This is a genomic window from Paenibacillus eucommiae (assembly GCF_017874215.1).
Classification (GTDB): domain Bacteria; phylum Bacillota; class Bacilli; order Paenibacillales; family NBRC-103111; genus Paenibacillus_AI; species Paenibacillus_AI eucommiae.
The window spans coordinates 71,564-90,778 of sequence record NZ_JAGGLB010000012.1 but is presented as its reverse complement, the minus strand read 5'-3'; the positions used below and the strand labels follow the sequence as shown (position 1 = coordinate 90,778).

16 protein-coding genes are annotated in these 19,215 nt (G+C 46.7%); 14 read left to right on the top strand and 2 right to left on the bottom strand.

Annotation, left to right across the window (positions count from 1 at the left end):
* The 3 genes from J2Z66_RS18025 to rbsD are packed head-to-tail and all read left to right on the top strand — an operon-like array spanning position 1 to position 2,490.
* Positions 1-963 (top strand): ABC transporter permease, encoded by a 963-nt coding sequence (locus J2Z66_RS18025; protein WP_245375643.1) that lies wholly within the window; start codon positions 1-3, stop codon positions 961-963.
* A 53-nt stretch (positions 964-1,016) separates the two neighbouring features.
* Entirely contained in the window at positions 1,017-2,009 is a 993-nt protein-coding gene (locus J2Z66_RS18020; protein ID WP_245375642.1) for a substrate-binding domain-containing protein, read from the top strand.
* Positions 2,010-2,034: 25 nt separating this feature from the next.
* Positions 2,035-2,490, top strand: coding sequence for a D-ribose pyranase (rbsD, locus tag J2Z66_RS18015; protein ID WP_209972842.1), 456 nt, complete (start codon positions 2,035-2,037; stop codon positions 2,488-2,490).
* Between the two features lie 189 nt (positions 2,491-2,679).
* Here rbsD and J2Z66_RS18010 read toward each other — a convergent pair whose 3' ends face one another.
* Positions 2,680-3,627, bottom strand: coding sequence for an AraC family transcriptional regulator (locus J2Z66_RS18010; protein ID WP_209972841.1), 948 nt, complete (start codon positions 3,625-3,627; stop codon positions 2,680-2,682).
* Between the two features lie 217 nt (positions 3,628-3,844).
* On the opposite strand from J2Z66_RS18010, the gene J2Z66_RS18005 reads away from it, so the two are divergent.
* From J2Z66_RS18005 to J2Z66_RS17960, 10 genes are all read left to right on the top strand, one after another.
* Positions 3,845-5,047, top strand: a complete 1,203-nt coding sequence (locus tag J2Z66_RS18005) for an NAD(P)/FAD-dependent oxidoreductase (RefSeq protein ID WP_209972840.1) — start codon at positions 3,845-3,847, stop codon at positions 5,045-5,047.
* 40 nt (positions 5,048-5,087) lie between these two features.
* On the top strand, positions 5,088-6,512 hold the full coding sequence (locus tag J2Z66_RS18000) for an aminotransferase class III-fold pyridoxal phosphate-dependent enzyme (RefSeq protein WP_209972839.1): 1,425 nt from the start codon (positions 5,088-5,090) through the stop codon (positions 6,510-6,512).
* A gap of 408 nt (positions 6,513-6,920) precedes the next feature.
* Entirely contained in the window at positions 6,921-7,550 is a 630-nt protein-coding gene (locus J2Z66_RS17995; RefSeq protein WP_209972838.1) for a CatB-related O-acetyltransferase, read from the top strand.
* An 862-nt stretch (positions 7,551-8,412) separates the two neighbouring features.
* Entirely contained in the window at positions 8,413-9,186 is a 774-nt protein-coding gene (locus tag J2Z66_RS17990) for an NUDIX hydrolase (protein WP_209972837.1), read from the top strand.
* A gap of 70 nt (positions 9,187-9,256) precedes the next feature.
* On the top strand, positions 9,257-9,823 hold the full coding sequence (locus tag J2Z66_RS17985) for a cysteine hydrolase family protein (RefSeq protein ID WP_209972836.1): 567 nt from the start codon (positions 9,257-9,259) through the stop codon (positions 9,821-9,823).
* Between the two features lie 45 nt (positions 9,824-9,868).
* The gene (nadE, locus tag J2Z66_RS17980; RefSeq protein ID WP_376774434.1) at positions 9,869-10,729 is read left to right on the top strand and encodes an NAD(+) synthase; all 861 of its coding nucleotides are present in this window, start codon (positions 9,869-9,871) and stop codon (positions 10,727-10,729) included.
* A 58-nt stretch (positions 10,730-10,787) separates the two neighbouring features.
* Positions 10,788-12,233, top strand: a complete 1,446-nt coding sequence (locus tag J2Z66_RS17975; RefSeq protein ID WP_209972835.1) for a nicotinate phosphoribosyltransferase — start codon at positions 10,788-10,790, stop codon at positions 12,231-12,233.
* A gap of 15 nt (positions 12,234-12,248) precedes the next feature.
* Positions 12,249-12,884: a nicotinamide riboside transporter PnuC gene (pnuC, locus tag J2Z66_RS17970; RefSeq protein WP_209972834.1), complete on the top strand. Its 636-nt coding sequence runs from the start codon at positions 12,249-12,251 to the stop codon at positions 12,882-12,884.
* Between the two features lie 16 nt (positions 12,885-12,900).
* Positions 12,901-13,932, top strand: coding sequence for an AAA family ATPase (locus J2Z66_RS17965; protein ID WP_209972833.1), 1,032 nt, complete (start codon positions 12,901-12,903; stop codon positions 13,930-13,932).
* Between the two features lie 137 nt (positions 13,933-14,069).
* A complete protein-coding gene (locus J2Z66_RS17960; protein ID WP_209972832.1) occupies positions 14,070-14,954 on the top strand; it encodes an ADP-ribosylglycohydrolase family protein in 885 nt (294 codons plus the stop codon).
* Between the two features lie 82 nt (positions 14,955-15,036).
* Here the strand turns inward: J2Z66_RS17960 and J2Z66_RS17955 are convergent, their stop codons facing one another.
* Entirely contained in the window at positions 15,037-15,198 is a 162-nt protein-coding gene (locus tag J2Z66_RS17955) for a hypothetical protein (RefSeq protein ID WP_209972831.1), read from the bottom strand.
* 282 nt (positions 15,199-15,480) lie between these two features.
* Here J2Z66_RS17955 and J2Z66_RS43450 point away from each other — a divergent pair, with 282 nt between their 5' ends.
* Complete coding sequence (locus J2Z66_RS43450; RefSeq protein ID WP_209972830.1) at positions 15,481-19,176, top strand: S-layer homology domain-containing protein; 3,696 nt, start codon at positions 15,481-15,483, stop codon at positions 19,174-19,176.
* Positions 19,177-19,215 lie beyond the last annotated feature (39 nt).

Sequence of the window (19,215 nt, the reverse complement as noted above, 5' to 3'; positions counted from 1 at the left end):
ATGAATCAGGTGCAGATGGCCAGAAGTCAAAATGCGCTGAATTTGTTTCAACAATATGGCATGTTTTTAATTTTAATCGTGGTATGCACTATTTTTACCCTATTAACGCCTAATTTTCTTACGACTTCCAACATGATTAATATTTTCAGACAGGCGTCGGTAATCGGCATTATAGCCGTGGGACAGTCGCTCGTCATCCTGACAGCCGGGATTGATCTTTCTGTAGGGAGTATTGTTGGCTTCAGCGGCGCTATTTCCGCAGGGGTAATGCTAAATACAGGCAATGTGTATCTCGGAATAGCCGCCGGACTCGGAGCGGGGCTTGTGATCGGCTTGTTCAATGGAATTTTGATCGCCAAGCTGAAGCTGACGCCTTTTATCGTAACGCTGGCTTCGATGACCTTAATTTCGGGGTTGACCTTGATCTATACGAAGGGCAATCCCATAATCGTCAAAAATACGGTTTACAAGTTCATCGGTCAAGGCTATGTGGGGCCCATTCCCTTTCCAATCATTCTCTTGCTTGTCGTGTATGGCATCTTCTTCTTTATTTTAAGAAAAACGATTCACGGCCAGTATATATACTCCATTGGAGGCAATGAGAAGGCTACCATGTTAGCAGGTGTAAATGTTGATCTCCATAAAATTATTGTGTATGCGACATCGGGCTTGTTGTCTGGCTTGGCGGCAATTATTTTAAGTGCGCGCCTCTCCGCTGCAACACCGGTGGCCGGAACGGGCTATGAGCTCGACGCCATCGCTGCTGTTATTCTTGGAGGAACCAGCTTGTTCGGCGGGAAAGGCGGAGTCGTCGGAACCTTGGTCGGCGTGCTGCTGCTCGGAGTTCTAACCACAGGGATGAACCTGGTGAACATCTCTCCTTTTTATCAAAATGTGGCCAAAGGTATTATCGTGCTTGTTGCCGTTATTATCGACCGTCTGATCAATAAGGAAAAGAAATAGCAGTCTTAGTCTTACAGTAGAACTAGAGCAGAAGTTTATAGGGAGGGTTTATATTGAAAAAGAATGCGTTCGTGGCAGTCATGATATTGGTGTTGTTAATCGTTTCGGCATGCGGCAATACGAAGGATAATAATACGACTGCTGGAAGCAGCACGCCTCAAGGAAGTCCACAGAGCAGTCCACAAGCGGGTAAAAAGCTGAAAATTGGCTACGCGATCAATACGCTGAATAATCCTTTTTTCGTGGCGGTTAAAGAAGGGGCAGAGAAAGAAGCGGCCAAACAGGGCGTCGACATTGCGATCGTTAATGCGAATGATGATTTGTCTGTCCAGCTTAGCGGTGTGGAGGATTTGATCCAGCAAAAAATCGATGTGCTCATCCTTGATCCTGTAGATAGTCAGGGTACCGTTCCAGCAGTGGAAGCAGCGAATAAAGCGGGCATTAAGGTGATTACAACAGGCCGTCAGGTGGATGGAGGAAGCATTGTCACTCACCTTGGGTATAACGAAATCAAGCATGGTGTGACGGCGGGCGAATTCCTGGCCAAGCAGTTGAACGGCAAAGGAAATGTTGTCGAGCTGCAGGGAATTATGGGTACGAATGTGGCGCAGGACCGCAGCAAAGGCTTCAATGAAGGCGTAGCCAAGTCGCCGGATGTTAAAGTCATTGCCACGCAATCGGCGGATTTCGACCGGGCTAAGGCGCTGACGGTTATGGAAAATATTTTGCAGGCGCAGCCGAAGATTGACGGGGTTTACGCGGCCAACGACGAGATGGCGCTTGGAGCTTTGCAGGCGATCCAGGCGGCGAACCGCACGGGCATCACGATTGTGTCCAATGACGGAACGATGGATGCGCTGCAGGCGATCAAAGCAGGGGATATTGCCGGAACGATGGGCATTTATCCGAATCAATATGGGCAAAAAGCGATTCAAATCGCGCTTGATGTGGTGAAAGGCCAATCCGTCGAGACCACGATCGAGCTGCCTTCCATCTTCGTTTCCAAAGACAATGTGGAAGATGCGATCAAGGAATCGCAAAACTAATCATTTTTTGCCGGGAGGAACAGCTATGAAAAGAGGAGCCATTTTAAATAAAGAATTAAATGAAGTTATTGCCTCGATGGGCCATGGGGACTGGCTGATCGTATGCGATGCGGGCTTTCCGATTCCGGAAGGCGTGCGCCGCGTCGATCTTGCGGTCAAGCAGGATTTGCCGGATCTGGAGACCGTGCTGTCGCTAATTGCTGGGGATTTCATCGCAGAGAAAGTGTATTTCGCGGAGCAGCTAGCCGAATTTAACTCACCTCTTCACACGAAAATCAAGCATATATTTGATGGAGTTGAAATGGCAACCATGCCGCATGAGCAGATTTTATCTGAGGCGGCCAAGCAGGCTAAAGCCATTGTCCGCACGGGCGCTTTTGACCCTTGGGGCAATGTTATTCTGCAATCCGGCGTCGATCTCCCCAACTGGTTCAACAAGCCAGGCGTTGTTGTGCCTGATTATTATAAGGACAAGTTGTGATGGTGCAGTCTTGATATGGGAGCCTTTTAGGAGGCCATCGATAAAGTCCAAGAAAAATAAACAGGTATCTTTGGCACAAATTATTTGTGAGAAAGATGCTTGTTTTTTTGTGTTTTAACAGCGGCTGGAGCCCGCATCCATTCTCTCCGCAACGCACTAAAGTCGAACATGCTCATCAAAGGACTCCGATTACTCCGGTCGTGAAGCCGTATAATTGCGGAAAGCGATCGGTGTCATGTTCGTATGTGCTTTGAAATTGGCGTGGAAATTTTCAGCGAATGGGTAGCCGACCCTTGCCGCGATATCTTTTACGGACAGTGTCGTATGTTTTAATAAATCCATGGCTACTTTCATTCGGGTACTCAGCAGTTTGCGGCGGAATGACATGCCATATAGATCATGAAGAATACGGTTAAGCTGCCGGTGGCTGACGTAGAGCTGACCAGCAAGATCGTCTTCCCTTAGAGGGAGGTCGAAATGCTCGGAGAAGAAAGTCTCGATAATAATGAGCCTGTTGTCAACGAAAGTTTGGGGCGCTAGTTCTGAGTGGGAGTCTGTCTGGATGCTAGCCTGGATGCCGGGTGAAGATCGGATGACGTCTACGAGAATTTGGGCAAACAAGCTTTGAACCTTGAAGAAATATCCGAACGGCTTTGTGTTTAATTCTTGTTTGATCGCGGCAAGCAGCGCAGCAGTTCCTTGACGATCCTGTGTTGTGTAGAACGCAGTATTCATTAACACGAACGCGCGAAACAGCTCGTCGGTCACGTCAGGCGGATAATCGGCCTTCGGATGCGGCAGGACATCACAGCGGAATGAAAAGCAGGATTTATGAACTTCTTCCCCGGATGAAGGACTTTGCTGCGAGTGGTATACCCCTGGAGGAATAACGCAGAAGCTGCCTTCTGGTACTTCATGGCAGCTGTCCTCGAGACTCAGCACGACTGTTCCTTTGTGAACAAACTGGACTTCATACATCGCATGATTATGATTCAATATGCGCCAATTGCTATTCGTATGGAAGAACCCGGAATTGATAAACACATGAAACTGCAAAGCGCCGAGTTCTACATTGAACTCGAGTTGTTCCGAAAGAGGCTGTTGACCCGCTCGTTTATTCGGCTCGTGAATGTTCATTGATATCAACCCCGGGAACGTTAATGTATTTTAGAAATTTTATCACCTGTATCACAGCGGGTCAAGGCAGATATATTTCGGTTCTCCCGATTCTCCAGCGGCTGGCGGAAGGACTATTCTTTTCAGTCATCATACGCCGCAAGATGTCTGTGCGGACCCTTGTTCGGCTGCAGGGGAAATCATACAATAGCAGCAAATGGATGAGGAGGCATGACAAATGGATAGAACGATGCAAACGACTGTGATCCTGGGCGGGGGCGTGACGGGGCTTAGTACCGCCTATCACTTGGCGCGCAAAGGCTGCTGCAAAGTAATCTTGATCGATAAAGGAGCTGTAGGGAACGGTTCAAGCAGCCGTGCTGCCGGTATTATAACTGGGCTGCTCTGGAGCGAAACTGGTGTTCTTGCCCGTCAAATCAGCCTGCAGTTGTTTCGCGAGCTTTCGGAGGAGCTTGACGGTTATTCGTTCCGTGCAGTCGGAGCCTTAAACCTTTTTGATACTCAATCGTGGCCGGAGCGTGAGCGATTATTGCCCCTTTACCGGCGCTGCGGAGCTCCATTCGAGGTGCTTGACGCAGAAGAAATGCGCTACCGCTGGCCTGAGCTGCAGCCCCGTGACGAGTTTATCGGACTTTACGACCCTCTAGGTGGATACAGCGAACCCGATGAATATGTGCCGGCTCTGGCAAGAAAGTGCCGTGAGCTTGGCGTCGACATTCGTGAGCATCAACTGGTGACAGGACTTGTGGTGCGAAGCGGAAAAGTCGCTGGAGTGCGTACTGCCCACGAAACGATCGAGGCGGACGCCGTCGTCAGCACGGTGTACGCCTGGACGAACGTGCTGCTTGCTCAAGAGGGCATAAGGCTTCCGGTCAAAGCTGTCGTCCATCAACGTTACGTGACTCAGGCGCTGACGGCGCCACTTGCGATACCGGCAGTCAATGCAGACCCGCTTGGCGGCTATGTCCGTCCGGCTGCAGGCGGCCGTTTATTGTTCGGAATCGAGACTGCTGAGCGGGAAGAGCAGCGCATTACTGAACTTACGTATCAGCTTAGCGCGCTTGAGGCTCCTGACTCGTTGAAAGAGGAAATCAGGTCCAATTTCACTCCTTATGTGCCCTCACTTGCTTGTGTCGACTGGGATGAAAGGAGACTCGGATTGTTAACCTTTTCGATGGACGGGGAGCCGATTCTCGGACCTGTGGAGTGTCTGCCCGGTTTGTATATCGGTGTGGCTTTTCACTCTGGAGGTTTTGCTTACAATCCTGTCTCGGGCATGCTGCTGGCTGAATTAGTGGAAAACGGACGAACCAGCATTAACATCGAAGCATTCTCGCCGGATCGTTTCGACCAGGCTGAAACGGATGCTTATCTGGCCGAAACGGTGAAACAGAAACATGTGGCGCGCCGGCGGCACTAGATAAATCACGTAGTGAACAACTTGAACGGGAGGGAACGTAATGTCGCAAACGGACAATGGTCATAAGGAGAAAGATGCTCTTAAAAGTGAGAAGATAACAGGTGAAGAAGTCAGTCCTGCAGAAGGGGGGACTTCCGCGGGCGGCGCTTCCGGGAGCGTGACGCAGCGGCTGTATGAACGGGCCAAGCAGATTATTCCCGGAGGCGTGCAGCTTCTCAGCAAACGGCCCGAGCAGATGGCGCCAGGTCTTTGGCCTGCCTATTACAGAGAGGCCCGCGGCTGCGAAGTATGGGACCTGGATGACCGGCATTATTATGATCTATCAACGAATGGCATTGGGGCATGTCTGCTTGGTTTTGCTGATGAGGACGTCTCCGATGCAGTCATCGATGCTGTCCGGCGGGGAAGTATGTGTACGCTTAATCCCCCGGAAGAGGTCGAGCTGGCTGAACAGTTGTGCGCGATTCATCCATGGGCGCAGCAGGCGCGATTTACCCGCGGGGGCGGGGAAGCGTGTGCGGCAGCGATCCGCATTGCACGGGCGACAACGGGACGTTCGGTCGTGGCCGTATGCGGCTACCATGGCTGGCACGACTGGTACCTGGCAGCTAATCTTGGTGAAGCCGAGGCGCTCAACGGACATTTGCTGCCGGGGCTGAATCCGTCAGGTGTTCCGCGGGAACTGAGCGGAACAGTCCCGACGTTTGGCTACAACGACCGTGAGGCGTTCCGGTCGATTGTGGATCAGTATGGATCGCGGCTGGCCTGCGTCATTATGGAGCCTTGCCGGTACCGGGACCCGGAGCCGGGGTTTCTTGAATTTGTACGCGATGAGGCCCATCGCTGCGGAGCGCTGCTGATCTTCGACGAGATCACGATTGGCTGGCGTCTTAATTATGGTGGGGCGCATCTTCAGCTCGGCGTCAAGCCGGACTTGGCTGTATTCGCCAAAGCACTTGGCAACGGACATCCCATTGGCGCAGTTATCGGGACGGAGCAGGCGATGGAAGGGGCTCATCTGTCGTTCATCAGCAGCACGTATTGGACCGAAAGTGTCGGTCCAGCCGCCGCGCTGGCCACGCTTGCGAAAATGAAGCGTAGTGAAGTAGCCGCCCATGTCCAAAGGATTGGGGAGAAAATCAAGGATTCATGGTCGCGTAATGCTTTCCGACATGGATTGCCAGTGGCTGTAGGAGACGGCTATGCTTGCCTGGCGAATTTCCGCTTCCAGGACGACCAGGCTGAGCAGCTTCGCACGTTGTTTACGCAGCTCATGCTGGAGCGGGGATTTCTTGCCGGCACGGCGGTATATCCGACACTTGCACATACGGATGCTATCGTGAGCCTGTACGACGAAGCGGTGGATGAAGTGTTCGATGTCATGGCCAATGCGCTGCGTGAGGGCAAGATAGAACAAAGCTTGCGGGGGCCGATTGCACATAGCGGATTTCGCAGATTGTTGTAGGACCTTGAGAGTAGCAAATCGGAACCTTGAGAGTAACATATCCGAACCTTGTGAGTTGACTTTGGAGAAAGGGTGAATGTATACTTCAAAGGGTAAGCTAATGATTCTAAAAAAACGTTGAAGAGGTGGAAGCGAATGTTGGTATTGTCGACTGTTCGGTCTCGGTATTTGGCTTAAACGGGAGAAGTCTGCCCTTTTTTAAGCATAAGCCAACCGGCGAACAGTAGATAAGAACAACTCGATTCCTCTCTTACAATTATTGTAACGGGTATGGTGAGTGTTCACCGTACCCGTTTTTTATTTTTTTTAGCTGTATGGCGAATTGAATAGGATCTTGCTTGCTGTTCTTCTGGTTGGCTTCTTTTTGAGCATGATGCATTTCAAATTGAAGACAAGGGAGATTAGGATATGAAGCCTAACGTTTTTGAGAGCTGGACCAAAGGATATGTGCTGAAGGATCACATTACAAATAAAAATATTGAGGTTGGGGATCACTCCTACTATTCCGGTTATTATCATCGGGAGCATTTTGAAGATTATTGTGTGAGGTATTTATCTCCGGATTTAGATGGAGTTGATAAGCTAATCATCGGTAAGTTTTGCTCAATAGGCTCTGGGGCTTCGTTCATTATGAGTGGCAACCAAGGCCATAGATATGATTGGGTTTCAACGTATCCATTCTTTTTCACCCCGGATTTAAATGAAAATGCAGCAAATGGGTACATGGAAAAAGGTGATACTGTAGTTGGAAATGACGTTTGGATTGGTTCTGAGGCTATGATTATGCCAGGAGTTACGATAGGTGATGGTGCCGTCATAGCTACTCGTGCTGTTGTGACAAAGAATGTATCTCCCTATACAATTGTAGGCGGAAATCCAGCCAAGGAAATAAGAAAAAGATTTTCTGAGGAAGAAATCGAACTGCTGCTGCAGTCCAAGTGGTGGGATTTGGATATAGAAATTATTAAAAAACATATTCCTTTGCTATGCAGCGGCAATGTGAAAGATTTTGTGGCTGGCATAAAAAAAGAAGAATGAGCCAGTAAGCTAATAGGCTAATAGGCTAATAGGCAAATAAGCTAATAAACGAACAAACGAACAAACGAACAAGCTGATTATGCGGCTTTATTTAAGCAGTATGCAGCCGGTGTAGGGCCAGGGGGTGCTGGATTCGTAAATACCAGACCCCCTGGCTTCACTATTTTTATAGCGCCTTCACTTTTGCTGCATCCATGCTCTTTGAAAGAAATCGTGTTTTGAGTAGCCCAGTAATTGGATCTTTTACGGCTTCGCTTAACGATGAAAACATCGCTATCGCGCCGAATTTATGGTAGATGGCCCCCATAGTGATGAAAACTGGATTAAAAGTTCAAGAGTTAGCCAAAAGGTAGCGTCAATGTTCCTTTAACGACTTTAACGATGAAAAACATCGCTAACTCACCAGAAGTATGGTAGATGGCTCTCTTAGTGATGAAAAACATCGTTAAAAGCCTAAGAGTGAGCCAAAAGTGGCTCTCAATGCTTCTTTAACGATGAAAAACATCGCTAACGCGCCGGATTTATGGAAAAGGGCTCAGATAGTGATGAAAAACATCGTTAAAGTTCAAGAGTGATCGAAGAGTGAGCGGAGAGTGAGCCGAAAGTGAACCAATAGTGAGCAAAAAGTGGCTTTCAATGCTCCTTTAGTGACCTTTTACGATGAAAACATCACTAAATAATCGGATTTAGGGTAAATGTCTGAACCAAACGGGTTTTGAGTTAATTTATGCTTTTTAAAAAATGGACTTGACAAATAATTTTAAAATGTCATAATGAAATTATCGAATCGACAATATAGATTACGAACATAAACTAATAACATAAACCAAAACATAAGCAACAAAGAAAGGAGGGATTGCAGATGAATGATCCTGTCGAGCATGAACACAATTATACGTCCGCCAAGTACCGGACTCCGGATGGAGCGCCTGCAGATATTGTTATCTTCACGATTACATCTACTGATCGGCATGCAGCGATGAAGTCGCTTCCCCTAAGGGAGCTTCAGATTCTTTTGATTCAGCGGAAGCAATGGCCTTATGAAGGACAGTGGGCGCTGCCGGGAGGCTTTTCCAAGGAAAGCGAAACGATTCACGACTCTGCGAAAAGGGAGCTTATGGAGGAAACGGGAATTGCCGATGTGCACATTGAATATTTCAATGTATACAGCACGCCGGGACGCGATCCGAGGGGCTGGATTATCTCTCATGCTTATTTTGCTCTCGTTAATGAGGCCTTTCTTGAGAAGCGTAAAGCGGCAGACGATGCAGCAGATGTAAGGTTGTTTCCGATTGAGGAAGCTTTGTCCATGGATTTGGCGTTTGATCATCGGGTTATTGTTCAAGACGCTCTGGCGCAAATTCGGATGAAGATGCTTACGACTACGATTGCGAAGCAATTTTTGCCTGAGGAATTTACGATCAGTGAGCTGTATCAGGTGATTCAGACGGTCGTGCCGGAATTCGAGGAGCGCAATTTTATCCGCAAGATTACTTCCACTCAGAGCCGCAAAGGTATTATTGAGGAGGCAAAGGATCATAGCGGCCAGCCTAAAATGTCGAACCGGTATTCCCAGCGTGCCGCGCAGTTATACCGTTTTACAGATATTGTGCCTCAGCTGTCTATTTACAGCTAGGCTTCTCTTTTAAGTTTTAATACTGTCGTTTTAATAGTATTATAAAAACAATATCGAGGAGATGATTGGAATGGAAGTATTAACGAAAGTATTGCCGAAGGCATTAATTGTGATTGACTATACAGTTGATTTTGTTGTTGGTAAGCTGCCTTGTGGTCAGCCTGGTATAGATATTGAGCAGCGGATTGCCGGGGTTACGGAGCTTTTTGTGGATGAGGGCGATTATGTGGTGATGGCTGTAGACCTTCATGATGAGACGGATGTTTATCATCCTGAGCATAAGCTGTTTCCTCCGCACAATATTCGGGGCACAGAGGGACGCGATTTGTACGGCAAGCTGAAAGATGTGTATGAAGCAAACCGCGGTGCTATATATTGGATGGATAAAACGAGATACAGCGCATTTTGCGGGACGGATCTTGAATTGCAGCTTAGAGCGAGAGGCATTCAGGAGCTTCACTTAATTGGAGTTTGCACTGACATTTGTGTGCTCCATACTGCGGTTGATGCTTATAACAAGGGCTTTCAAATCGTCATTCATCAGGATGCCGTGGCATCTTTCAACCCTCAGGGACATGATTGGGCGTTGGGACATTTTCAGCATACGCTTGGAGCGCAGGTAGTTTCGGGTAAGTAAATATGGGAGATGTAAAAGAAGGAGATGTAAAAGGATATGGAAACTATGGGGAACTTGCCAAATATGAAGCAAACTAATATTCAGGAGCAGATCAGAGAAGAGCTTAAGGTCAAGCAGCAGATAGATGTGGAGGCGGAGATTCGGGCAAGAATTGATTTTTTGAAGGCGTATTTGCTTCATACCGGGGCACGGGGGTTTGTACTCGGCCTGTCAGGTGGCCAAGACTCTACGCTTACAGGGAAGCTGGCCCAATTGGCCGTTGCTGAAAGGAATACGGAAAGTGGCAATCAGGATATGCTGTTCATGGGCGTAAGGCTGCCTTATGGCGTGCAGATGGATGAAGCGGATGCGCAGGACGCGATTGGTTTCATCAACCCGGGCCGGGTGATTCACGTAGATATTAAACCTGCCGTCGATGCAGCGGTAGAGCAGTTCACGAAGGCTACTGGAGAGAGACAGAGCGATTTCCATAGAGGGAACGTGAAGGCACGTGAGCGGATGAAGGTGCAGTATGATTTGGCGGCACATTTTGGGTTGTTGGTGCTTGGAACTGATCATGCTGCAGAAGCCTTGACGGGATTTTTTACCAAGCATGGTGATGGTGCCTGTGATGTTGCTCCTATTTTTGGACTGAATAAGCGGCAGGGGAGACTTATGCTCCAAGCCCTGGGCTGTCCAGAGCATCTATATACGAAAAAGCCTACAGCGGATCTCGAAGATCTGAAGCCAGGGCTGCCGGACGAAGAGGCGCTTGGGATGGAATATGAGGAGCTGGACGATTATTTGGAAGGCCAAGAGCTTCCGGAGGATACGCAGCACAGAATTGAGGCGCGCTTCGCTGCAACGGCGCATAAACGAAAGGGCCCCGTTACCCTGTACGATGATTGGTGGAAGAATCTACTGTGATTCGAGAGTATGGTTATAGCCAGCATCAACAATCTAAACGATAAATGGAGGAAAACCTATGAATACCACCGATAATTTAACACTTCATACGGATAAATATCAAATAAACATGATGTATGCGCATTGGGCACAGGGATCACTGAACGATAAAGCCGTATTCGAGCTGTATTTCCGCAAGCTGCCTTTTGCTAATGGATATGCTGCTGCTGCAGGTCTGGAAAGGGTCGTTCATTATATTCAAAATCTGAAGTTCGGCGAAGCGGAGATTAACTATTTAAAGGAGCAGGAAGAAGGCTACAAGGAAGGCTTTCTTGAGGAGCTAAGGAACTTTCGTTTTACTGGCCATTTATACGCCGTGCCGGAAGGTACGCTTGTTTTTCCTAATGTGCCTTTGATTCGTGTGGAAGCCAGAGTGTGGGAGGCTCAGCTGATTGAGACGGCGCTGCTTAATTTTATCAATTACCAGACGCTAATTATGACGAAGGCTTCCAGAATTAAACAAGTAGCACCACAGGATGTGCTGTTGGAATTCGGTACGAGACGGGCGCAGGAAGCCGAAGCGGCAGTTTGGGGAGCCAGAGCTTCCTACATGGCCGGGTTCGATGCCACCTCCAATATGCGGGCAGGGATGATGTTCGGGATTCCAACGAAAGGCACGCATGCTCACGCTTGGGTACAGGGCCACGATACGGAGGAGGAAGCGTTCAGGAAATATGCCGAAGTCCTCCCCGATCAGGTGACTCTGCTTGTAGATACTTACGATACGCTAAAAAGCGGGCTGCCGAATGCGATCCGGATTGCCACGATGCTGGAAAAGCAGGGGAAAAGGATGAACGCCATCCGCCTGGATAGCGGGGATTTGGCCTATTTGTCGAAGTCGGCGCGGAGGATGCTGGATGAAGCCGGATTTCCTTATGTGAAAATTGTGGCCTCCAATGACCTGGACGAAAACATTATTTTTAACCTGAAAGCTCAGGATGCGAAAATTGATGTGTGGGGAGTAGGCACGCAGCTGATTACTGGAGGAGACCAGCCAGCCTTGGGCGGCGTGTATAAGCTTGTTGCCAGGGAAAAGAATGGCGGCTATGTGCCTGTGATCAAAATTTCTGGCAACCCCGAAAAGGTGTCCAATCCCGGAATCAAAGAAGTGTACCGGATAATCAATAAGGAAACCGGCAAGGCAGAAGCGGATTACATGACTTTACCCGGTGAAGAGGACATCAAGCAGGGAAAACGCATCAAGCTGTTCGATCCCATCCACCCGTATATTCACAAATATATTGAGGATTACGAAGCGATTCCTTTGCTGCAGCCTATTTTTCTGGAAGGGAAGCTTGTGTATGCTTTACCAGAGCTTGAGCAAATACGTGCGTATCATAAGGAGCAGTTCGAATTGTTTTGGCCGGAGTATCTCCGCAAGCTTAATCCCGAGATGTATCCCGTCGATTTAAGCACGGAACTCTGGCAGTTAAAGATGGATCTGATTCAAGCACATCAGGCTTAAAGGAGGTTCAAGCGCATGAATAAGACGTGGATGATGCTGGGTTTACTGGCCGTGATGCTGTTCATCGCTTATGAAACTTCTTCGACAACTTTGGAGATTATCTCGACGACAACAGGATTGTTATGTGTATGGTTCACAGCCAGAGAGAACATGTGGGCCTGGCCGATTGGGCTGGTGAACGTGGGATGCTTCTTCTATATGTTCTGGGAAGTAAAGCTGTATGCAGATATGACGCTGCAGGTCTTTTTCTTTATTCTTAGCATTTATGGCTGGGTCATATGGTCAACGAAACGCGGGAAAGCGAAGGTGCGGCCTACGCGCAGAATGACTAAGTCTATGATGGTTACACTTGGGATTCTGTTAGTCGCAGTAACTCTCGGCTGGGGATATATGTTGACCCAATATACGGATGCTTCTATTCCCTACGCCGATGCTCTAATTGCCACGCTAAGCATGATTGCGCAATATTTACTCTCTTACAAAATTCTTGAGAACTGGTACGTATGGATTGTGGTCGATGTCTTGTCTGTATATATGTACTACTATAAAGGCTTGCATGCATTATCGTTTCTGTATCTGGTTTTTTTAGGCATTGCGATTGCTGGTCTTATATCGTGGAGACGGCAATATTTTACCCAAAAGGCTGCGTGAGAAAGGGATGAGGACCATGGAAGGAAAAGCAGAACTGGCAAAATCAACAGGACTGTCCTTGGGGAAATTCGCCCCTTTTCACCGCGGCCATCAATATGTGGTGGAAACGGCGCTGGAGGAAATGGATGAAGTGATCGTCATCATATATGATTGTCCGGAGACGACGGATGTGCCGCTGTCTGTAAGGGCAAGTTGGATTCGAGCCTTGTATCCGGCGGTTCATGTTATAGAGGCGTGGGACGGTCCGACAGAGACGGGATATACACCAGAAATTAAACAAATGCATGAAGTGTATATTCTTAACCTGCTTGGGGGCAGGCGGATTAGTCATTTTTATTCCAGTGAATTGTATGGGGATCATATGAGCGTCGCGCTTGGTGCCGTGAATAGACAGGTGGATCCGGAGAGGGACGTATTTCCCATATCGGGAACTATGATCCGTAGTAGTCCTTATGAGCAGCGTCGATTTCTGAATCCAATTGTGTACCGTGATTTGGTCAGGAGTGTCGTATTACTGGGAGCTCCTTCTACTGGAAAAACCACTTTGTGTGAGCATCTGGCCAAGCTGCATGATACCGTATGGATGCCTGAGTATGGGCGGGAATATTGGGAGCTGAATCAAATAGACCGGAGATTGACCCAGGAGCAGCTGGTCGAAATTGCGGAAGGGCATTTGGTCAGGGAAGATTCTCTTATTTTGGATGCGCAGCATACTATATTTGTAGATACGAATGCAATCACGACCCTTATGTTTTCCCGCTATTATCATGGTACTGCGCTTCCTCGTTTGGAGGCATTAGCGGACGCTGCAGCAGTTCGTCACGACCTTGTATTCGTTTGTGAGACTGACATTCCTTATGACGATACATGGGATCGATCGGGAGAGGTTGCGCGCAGCAGGTTCCAGAAGCAGATCATTGCGGAGCTGGAAATACGTAAAATCCCCTACTTTATGCTGAGCGGCTCTTTAGCAGAAAGAGTAAAACAAGTGAACGCCGTATTGGCGAAGCATCATAAATATCTAAGCATCGGTGAGCTGTTAAGCTAAACTGAGTTTGATTAGAGCTGAATAGAGCTGAATAGAGCTGAATAGAGCCGAGTAAAGCTAATTAAAGGCTGATTAAAGCTGATCAAAGCTGATCAAAGGCTGATTAGAGGCTGAATGTAAAGGAGGAGGAGTATAGGATGAGTTTACGGTTGCAGGATCAGATTAAAGGCGGGCTTTTCGGCGTGGCGATCGGGGATGCGCTGGGGGGAACGACTGAGTTTATGGATCGCAATGAGATTATGAAGAAGCATGGTTATTTGAAGGAGATCATTGGCGGAGGCGTGTGGCAGCTGGAAAAAGGGGAGGTCACCGACGATACGATGATGACGATTTGTGTGGCCGAAGGTATTTGTGAGAACCCTCATCAGCCGATGCATGCTATTGGAGAGAAATTTTTGGCATGGTACAGAACGGATCCGAAGGATATTGGCAATATCATTAGGCGGGTGCTGAGCACCTATCGCGGGAATTGGCTGGAGGCGGCATTTGGGGCTGATTTGGATTTGGGACAAAGTGCCGGAAATGGATCCTTAATGCGCTGTCTACCGGTAGGCTTGTCCTATCCGAATGCTGCTGAGATGGAGAAGCAGGCAAGAATGCAGTCGAAAATGACGCATTACGACAACAGATGCAATGAAGCCTGTGAAATATACAGCCGGATTGTGTTCCGTCTTTTGCATCAGGAGAGCTTGACCGATTCCATCGAACAGGAAATCCGCCATAGCGCATATGCACGCTTGTTAAAAGAAGGACCAAATTGCGAGCCAAGCGGTTTTGTCGTTCATTCATTCAGTTGGGTGCTGCATATTTTGCTGCATGCAAATTCTTTCCTGGATGTTGTCCAGCAGGCAGCCAATTTGGGAGGGGATTCCGATACCATTGCTGCCATTGCAGGCGGATTAGCGGGTGTGCATTGCGGTTATGAGCAAATCCCGGATAGCCATTCCGGGGTGATTCTCATCAAGGATCAGTTGGAGAGCTTATCTCAGCGTATTTATGAGCTTCGTTTGAGCTTGCTTTAAGCATAGCAAAAACCAGTCCACCTTAACAAAAGGGGAACTGGTTAAACTCTTAATCAACTTTTAATCAACTCTTATTGAATTCTTATTGAAAAAGCGGGAACACATAACGGACCAAAAAGTACAAGGCTCCAAAGAAAATAATAATGTATGCGGCGTATTTAATGGCTGATGAAGCGACTACGCTGGAATCTGACTTTTTCTCGATTTTCGTATTTTCGATTTCTACGTTTTTGTTCTGTTCCATGGGAACATTCCTCCTAGTGTCGGGCTGTCTCTTACTAGATGATTACCCTCCTGAGCTTGGCTTTGAAACAAATGCTTTTTTTAATAAATATGATGTTCCTGCGAGGGTTTGTGAAATTTTAGATTTAAGCCATAGTTAGAAACCATTCCTAGGCTGGAGTGGTTTTTTTTGTATCAGAAAATGAACTTAATAATTTCTTAATAGATAAGGACATTTAATTTTACAATACACTGTTATAGTAATCTTTGAATAATAAAATGAGTATGGGGAGAAGGAAAGGGAATGAAAGAAAATATATTTCGTAAGACATTAATGGTCGCATTAATAATAACGTTGCTGGTAGGAGGATTTTTTCCAGTCATTGGTCAAAATAATCATGTCTATGCAGTAGGTGACACTGAGCCATCCGTCATAGTTGAAGATTTTGAAAGTGGAATCTCAAATGTGAAATTTAATCCTAAACGTTTGTATGAGGCTACGCTGCACTCGGAGGAAAACAAGAAGTATGTAAGAAATGGACAATATTCGGCTAGAATTGATTACGATATGATTGGCATAGTAGATAACCCCTCTCAAATTGAAGTAGGGTATAAGACGGGGAATATCCCAGTAACAAGGTACCCAACTAAAGTAGGTATGTGGGTTTATGGGAACAATGAAGGACATTTGCTAACGACAAAATTTAGAGATAGTAAAGGATCTTCTTTCCAGGCAGAATTCTATGATAAAAATCAAATTGGTGTTAACTGGTATGGTTGGAAGTATATTGTAGCGGATGTTCCGCAGGGTAAACCAGGTCCGATTGTCCTTGAATTGTTTTTCCAATTGAAACAGTCGAATATGAGTAAGAAAAATAAGGGCTCTATTTGGGTAGATGATATTACCTTTATTTATGGGGATGTGAATGAGGATAAAGACGTTCCAAACATTAAACCTATAGCCCCTATTGAGAATGAAGTATTAAGCGCTCCACTTGATAAATTAAAGGTAGAGCTGACTGATAGCGGAGCAGGTTTGGATTTGGATACCTTATCTGTTCATTTGGATGGAACGGATATTACGGAGGAAGTGAACTATTCTCCAGATACAAATTTATTAACCTATCCGGGAGCATATGTGGATGGCGGTTATCATGAGCTTGTTATTGAAGTGAAGGATAAGAATGGAAACCCAGCGGGGAAAACATTCAACTTCACCATAAATGCAGGAGAACGTTTGTTCATGACTGCTGACCAAGAAGCAGTAAGTAATGAAATCTACCCTGTTCGAGTTAGTATCAAAGATTACTTGCATGCAGAACAGGCCAAATTTACATTAAATTATGATCCGAATACCCTTCAGGTTGAAGGCATTACTCAGGCGGCTGGAGTTGCCCTAACCTCAGATATTGATAATGAGCACGGAATTGTTCAGGTAACCCTTGATAACGTAAAAGCAGCAGCTCGTGATGTCGTTACTGTTAACTTCAGAGTGAGCTCTCATGCCGTGTTAGTGCGCGGTGAAGATTACAAAACCATAACAATGAGCAATACGAGTCTTACAGCTGGCGAAGTTCAGACTAGCTCACCCATAGCTGCTCCTATTCGCTATACGATCGCATTTCCATATCAGCTGAAAATGACGGGAGTTGGTTTGGGCACACCTTCTACATTTACAGTATTAGACCGTGAGGGCAAACCGAATGAAGGTCTAGATATTGTTTTCACCGGGCTATTAAAGCAAAGCTCAGTGGTCACAGTTAACACTGTAACGTCTAGTGTATATGAGGATGATGACACGTCTTCTAATGTATTAATGGTTGCAAAAGCAGGTGAACGTTACTATGCTTCAGCAGAAGCTGAGGATGGATTATTCGAGGTTACTCTAGCAGATGGCCATACAACAGGCTATATCTCTGAAGCTGATGTTAGCAGTCAGTTACTGAGCGGCAGCCTTGGTCAAACAGATGCTAAAGGACAATTAACGACAAGCCTAACTACATTGGCACTTGGCACCTATCAGGTTCAAGCTGTCAAAGGTGATCAGAACAGTAAAGTTGTCAATTATGAAGTCGTGGAGCAGTATGGTACGGATGAACCTCAATATGTCCAAACCTATGTGACAGAAGATATGTCTTCACAACTGAGCGCTGCCTGGCAAACAAAACCGGATCAAACCGTAACGGAAATTCAATACATCGAAGCAAGTCAATGGGGAACAGAAGAAAGCCCTGATGCCGATCATGTCAAACAGCAGCAAGCTGAGAGCGAGCTTCAAGTGCTTAGTATGAAGGAAAATGGAACGAAGGGTGAAATCCGGTTTCATAAAGCTCTGATTGAGGGCTTGAAGGCAAATACCACTTACAAATATCGTGTAGGCTATGAGGGTAAGTGGTTGGAGTGGCACGAATATTCTACTTTGGATCAAAACAAATCCAAGGCGACTTCATTCTTGTTTGTTACGGATTCTCATACGAATCAAGAGCATGGAATTGAAACCTATCAAAACCTCATGACTAACGCTTTGGCACAATATCCTTCAACACAGTTCATTATGCATGGTGGAGATATAGTTGATGTAGGCGGCGCTTTTGAAGAATGGCAAAAGTACTGGCAAGCTTCTTCGGTCTATGCAACCAAAATTCCAAGTGCTCTATCACTGGGTAACCATGATGTGAAGAGTGAAGGGAAAGAAGTATTCACCAAAGGTGCAAATTTCCCTAAGAACGGTCCAGAATCTCAAATGCAATATGCTTACTCCTATGAGGTCAATGATACTCATTTTGTCGTATTGAACTCTGAAGGTACAGAGGAACAAATGATGGATCAAGCAGCATGGTTGCAAAAAGATTTGGATCAGAATGATAAAAAATGGACTATCTTGATGTTCCACCGTCCTGTCTACCATACAGAAAGCGGCCGGGAATCCCTAGTTGAGTACACAAAAACGTATTTTGAACCTATCATAGAACAGAAGAAAGTTGATTTGGTGCTAGTTGGTCATGATCATGTGTATGCACGGACCTATCCAATGCTGAATGGAAAGCCAAATAAAACTACCAATGAGGGTACTGTATATCTGGATGGTGGTGCTGCGGGCTGGAAATTCTATGATGGAACTAAATATAATTATTTGAATTATATATTTGATGAAGACGTTCCTGTATATTCCGCCATTGAAATTACTGAGGATAAGATTCATGTGGAAGCACGTACGAGTGCGGGGAATAAGATCGATGAGTTTTCTGTTGTGAAACCAAAGGGAAATGAACCGTCGACACCTACAAATCCAACGACAACACCAGCACCAACATCAACACCAGCACCAACGTCAACACCACAACCAACATCAACGCCAGCACCAACGCCAACACCGAAGCCAATACAAACGCCAACGTCTTCCAAGCCTGTCTTGAACGACAAAGCAGATGTAGACGTAGTTAAGGCGATCGTGGAAAAAGAAAAATCTGCTCCGGCAGTAAGCTTTACGGACGTTCCAGCATCTTCGTGGAGTGCTTCAGTAGTAGGACGTGCCTCTAAGATGGGTATTGTCTCGGGTTATAGTGATGGTTCGTACCGTCCGGACAAAAAGGTAACTCGTGCCGAGTTCGCCACGATGCTTGCCAAAGCTTTTGGTTTAACGGATTCAAGCGGTTCTTCCTTCTCTGACACGAAAGGGCATTGGGCTGCAGAAACGATTGCAGCATTACAGGCAAAAGGGATAATCACGGGGTATGGTGATGGTTCCTTCCGTCCTGATCAAGAGATCTCACGCGCTGAGATCGTTGTGATGCTAGCTCGGCTTACGAACTATGTTCCTAGCATGTCCAATCTATTCTCAGATGTAGGTACGAACTGGGCTTCTGAACAAATTAATGCTTTCGCAACTGCAGGTATCGTAGATGGTACTGGCAGCGGATTATTTAAACCGAGTGATTCTGCATCCCGTGCTGAGTCAGTTGCGATGATCATTCGCTTGTTGGATAAATTGCTTGAATAATAAGTGAAATAAAAATCGTGCCATCTCCCTAAAAAATCA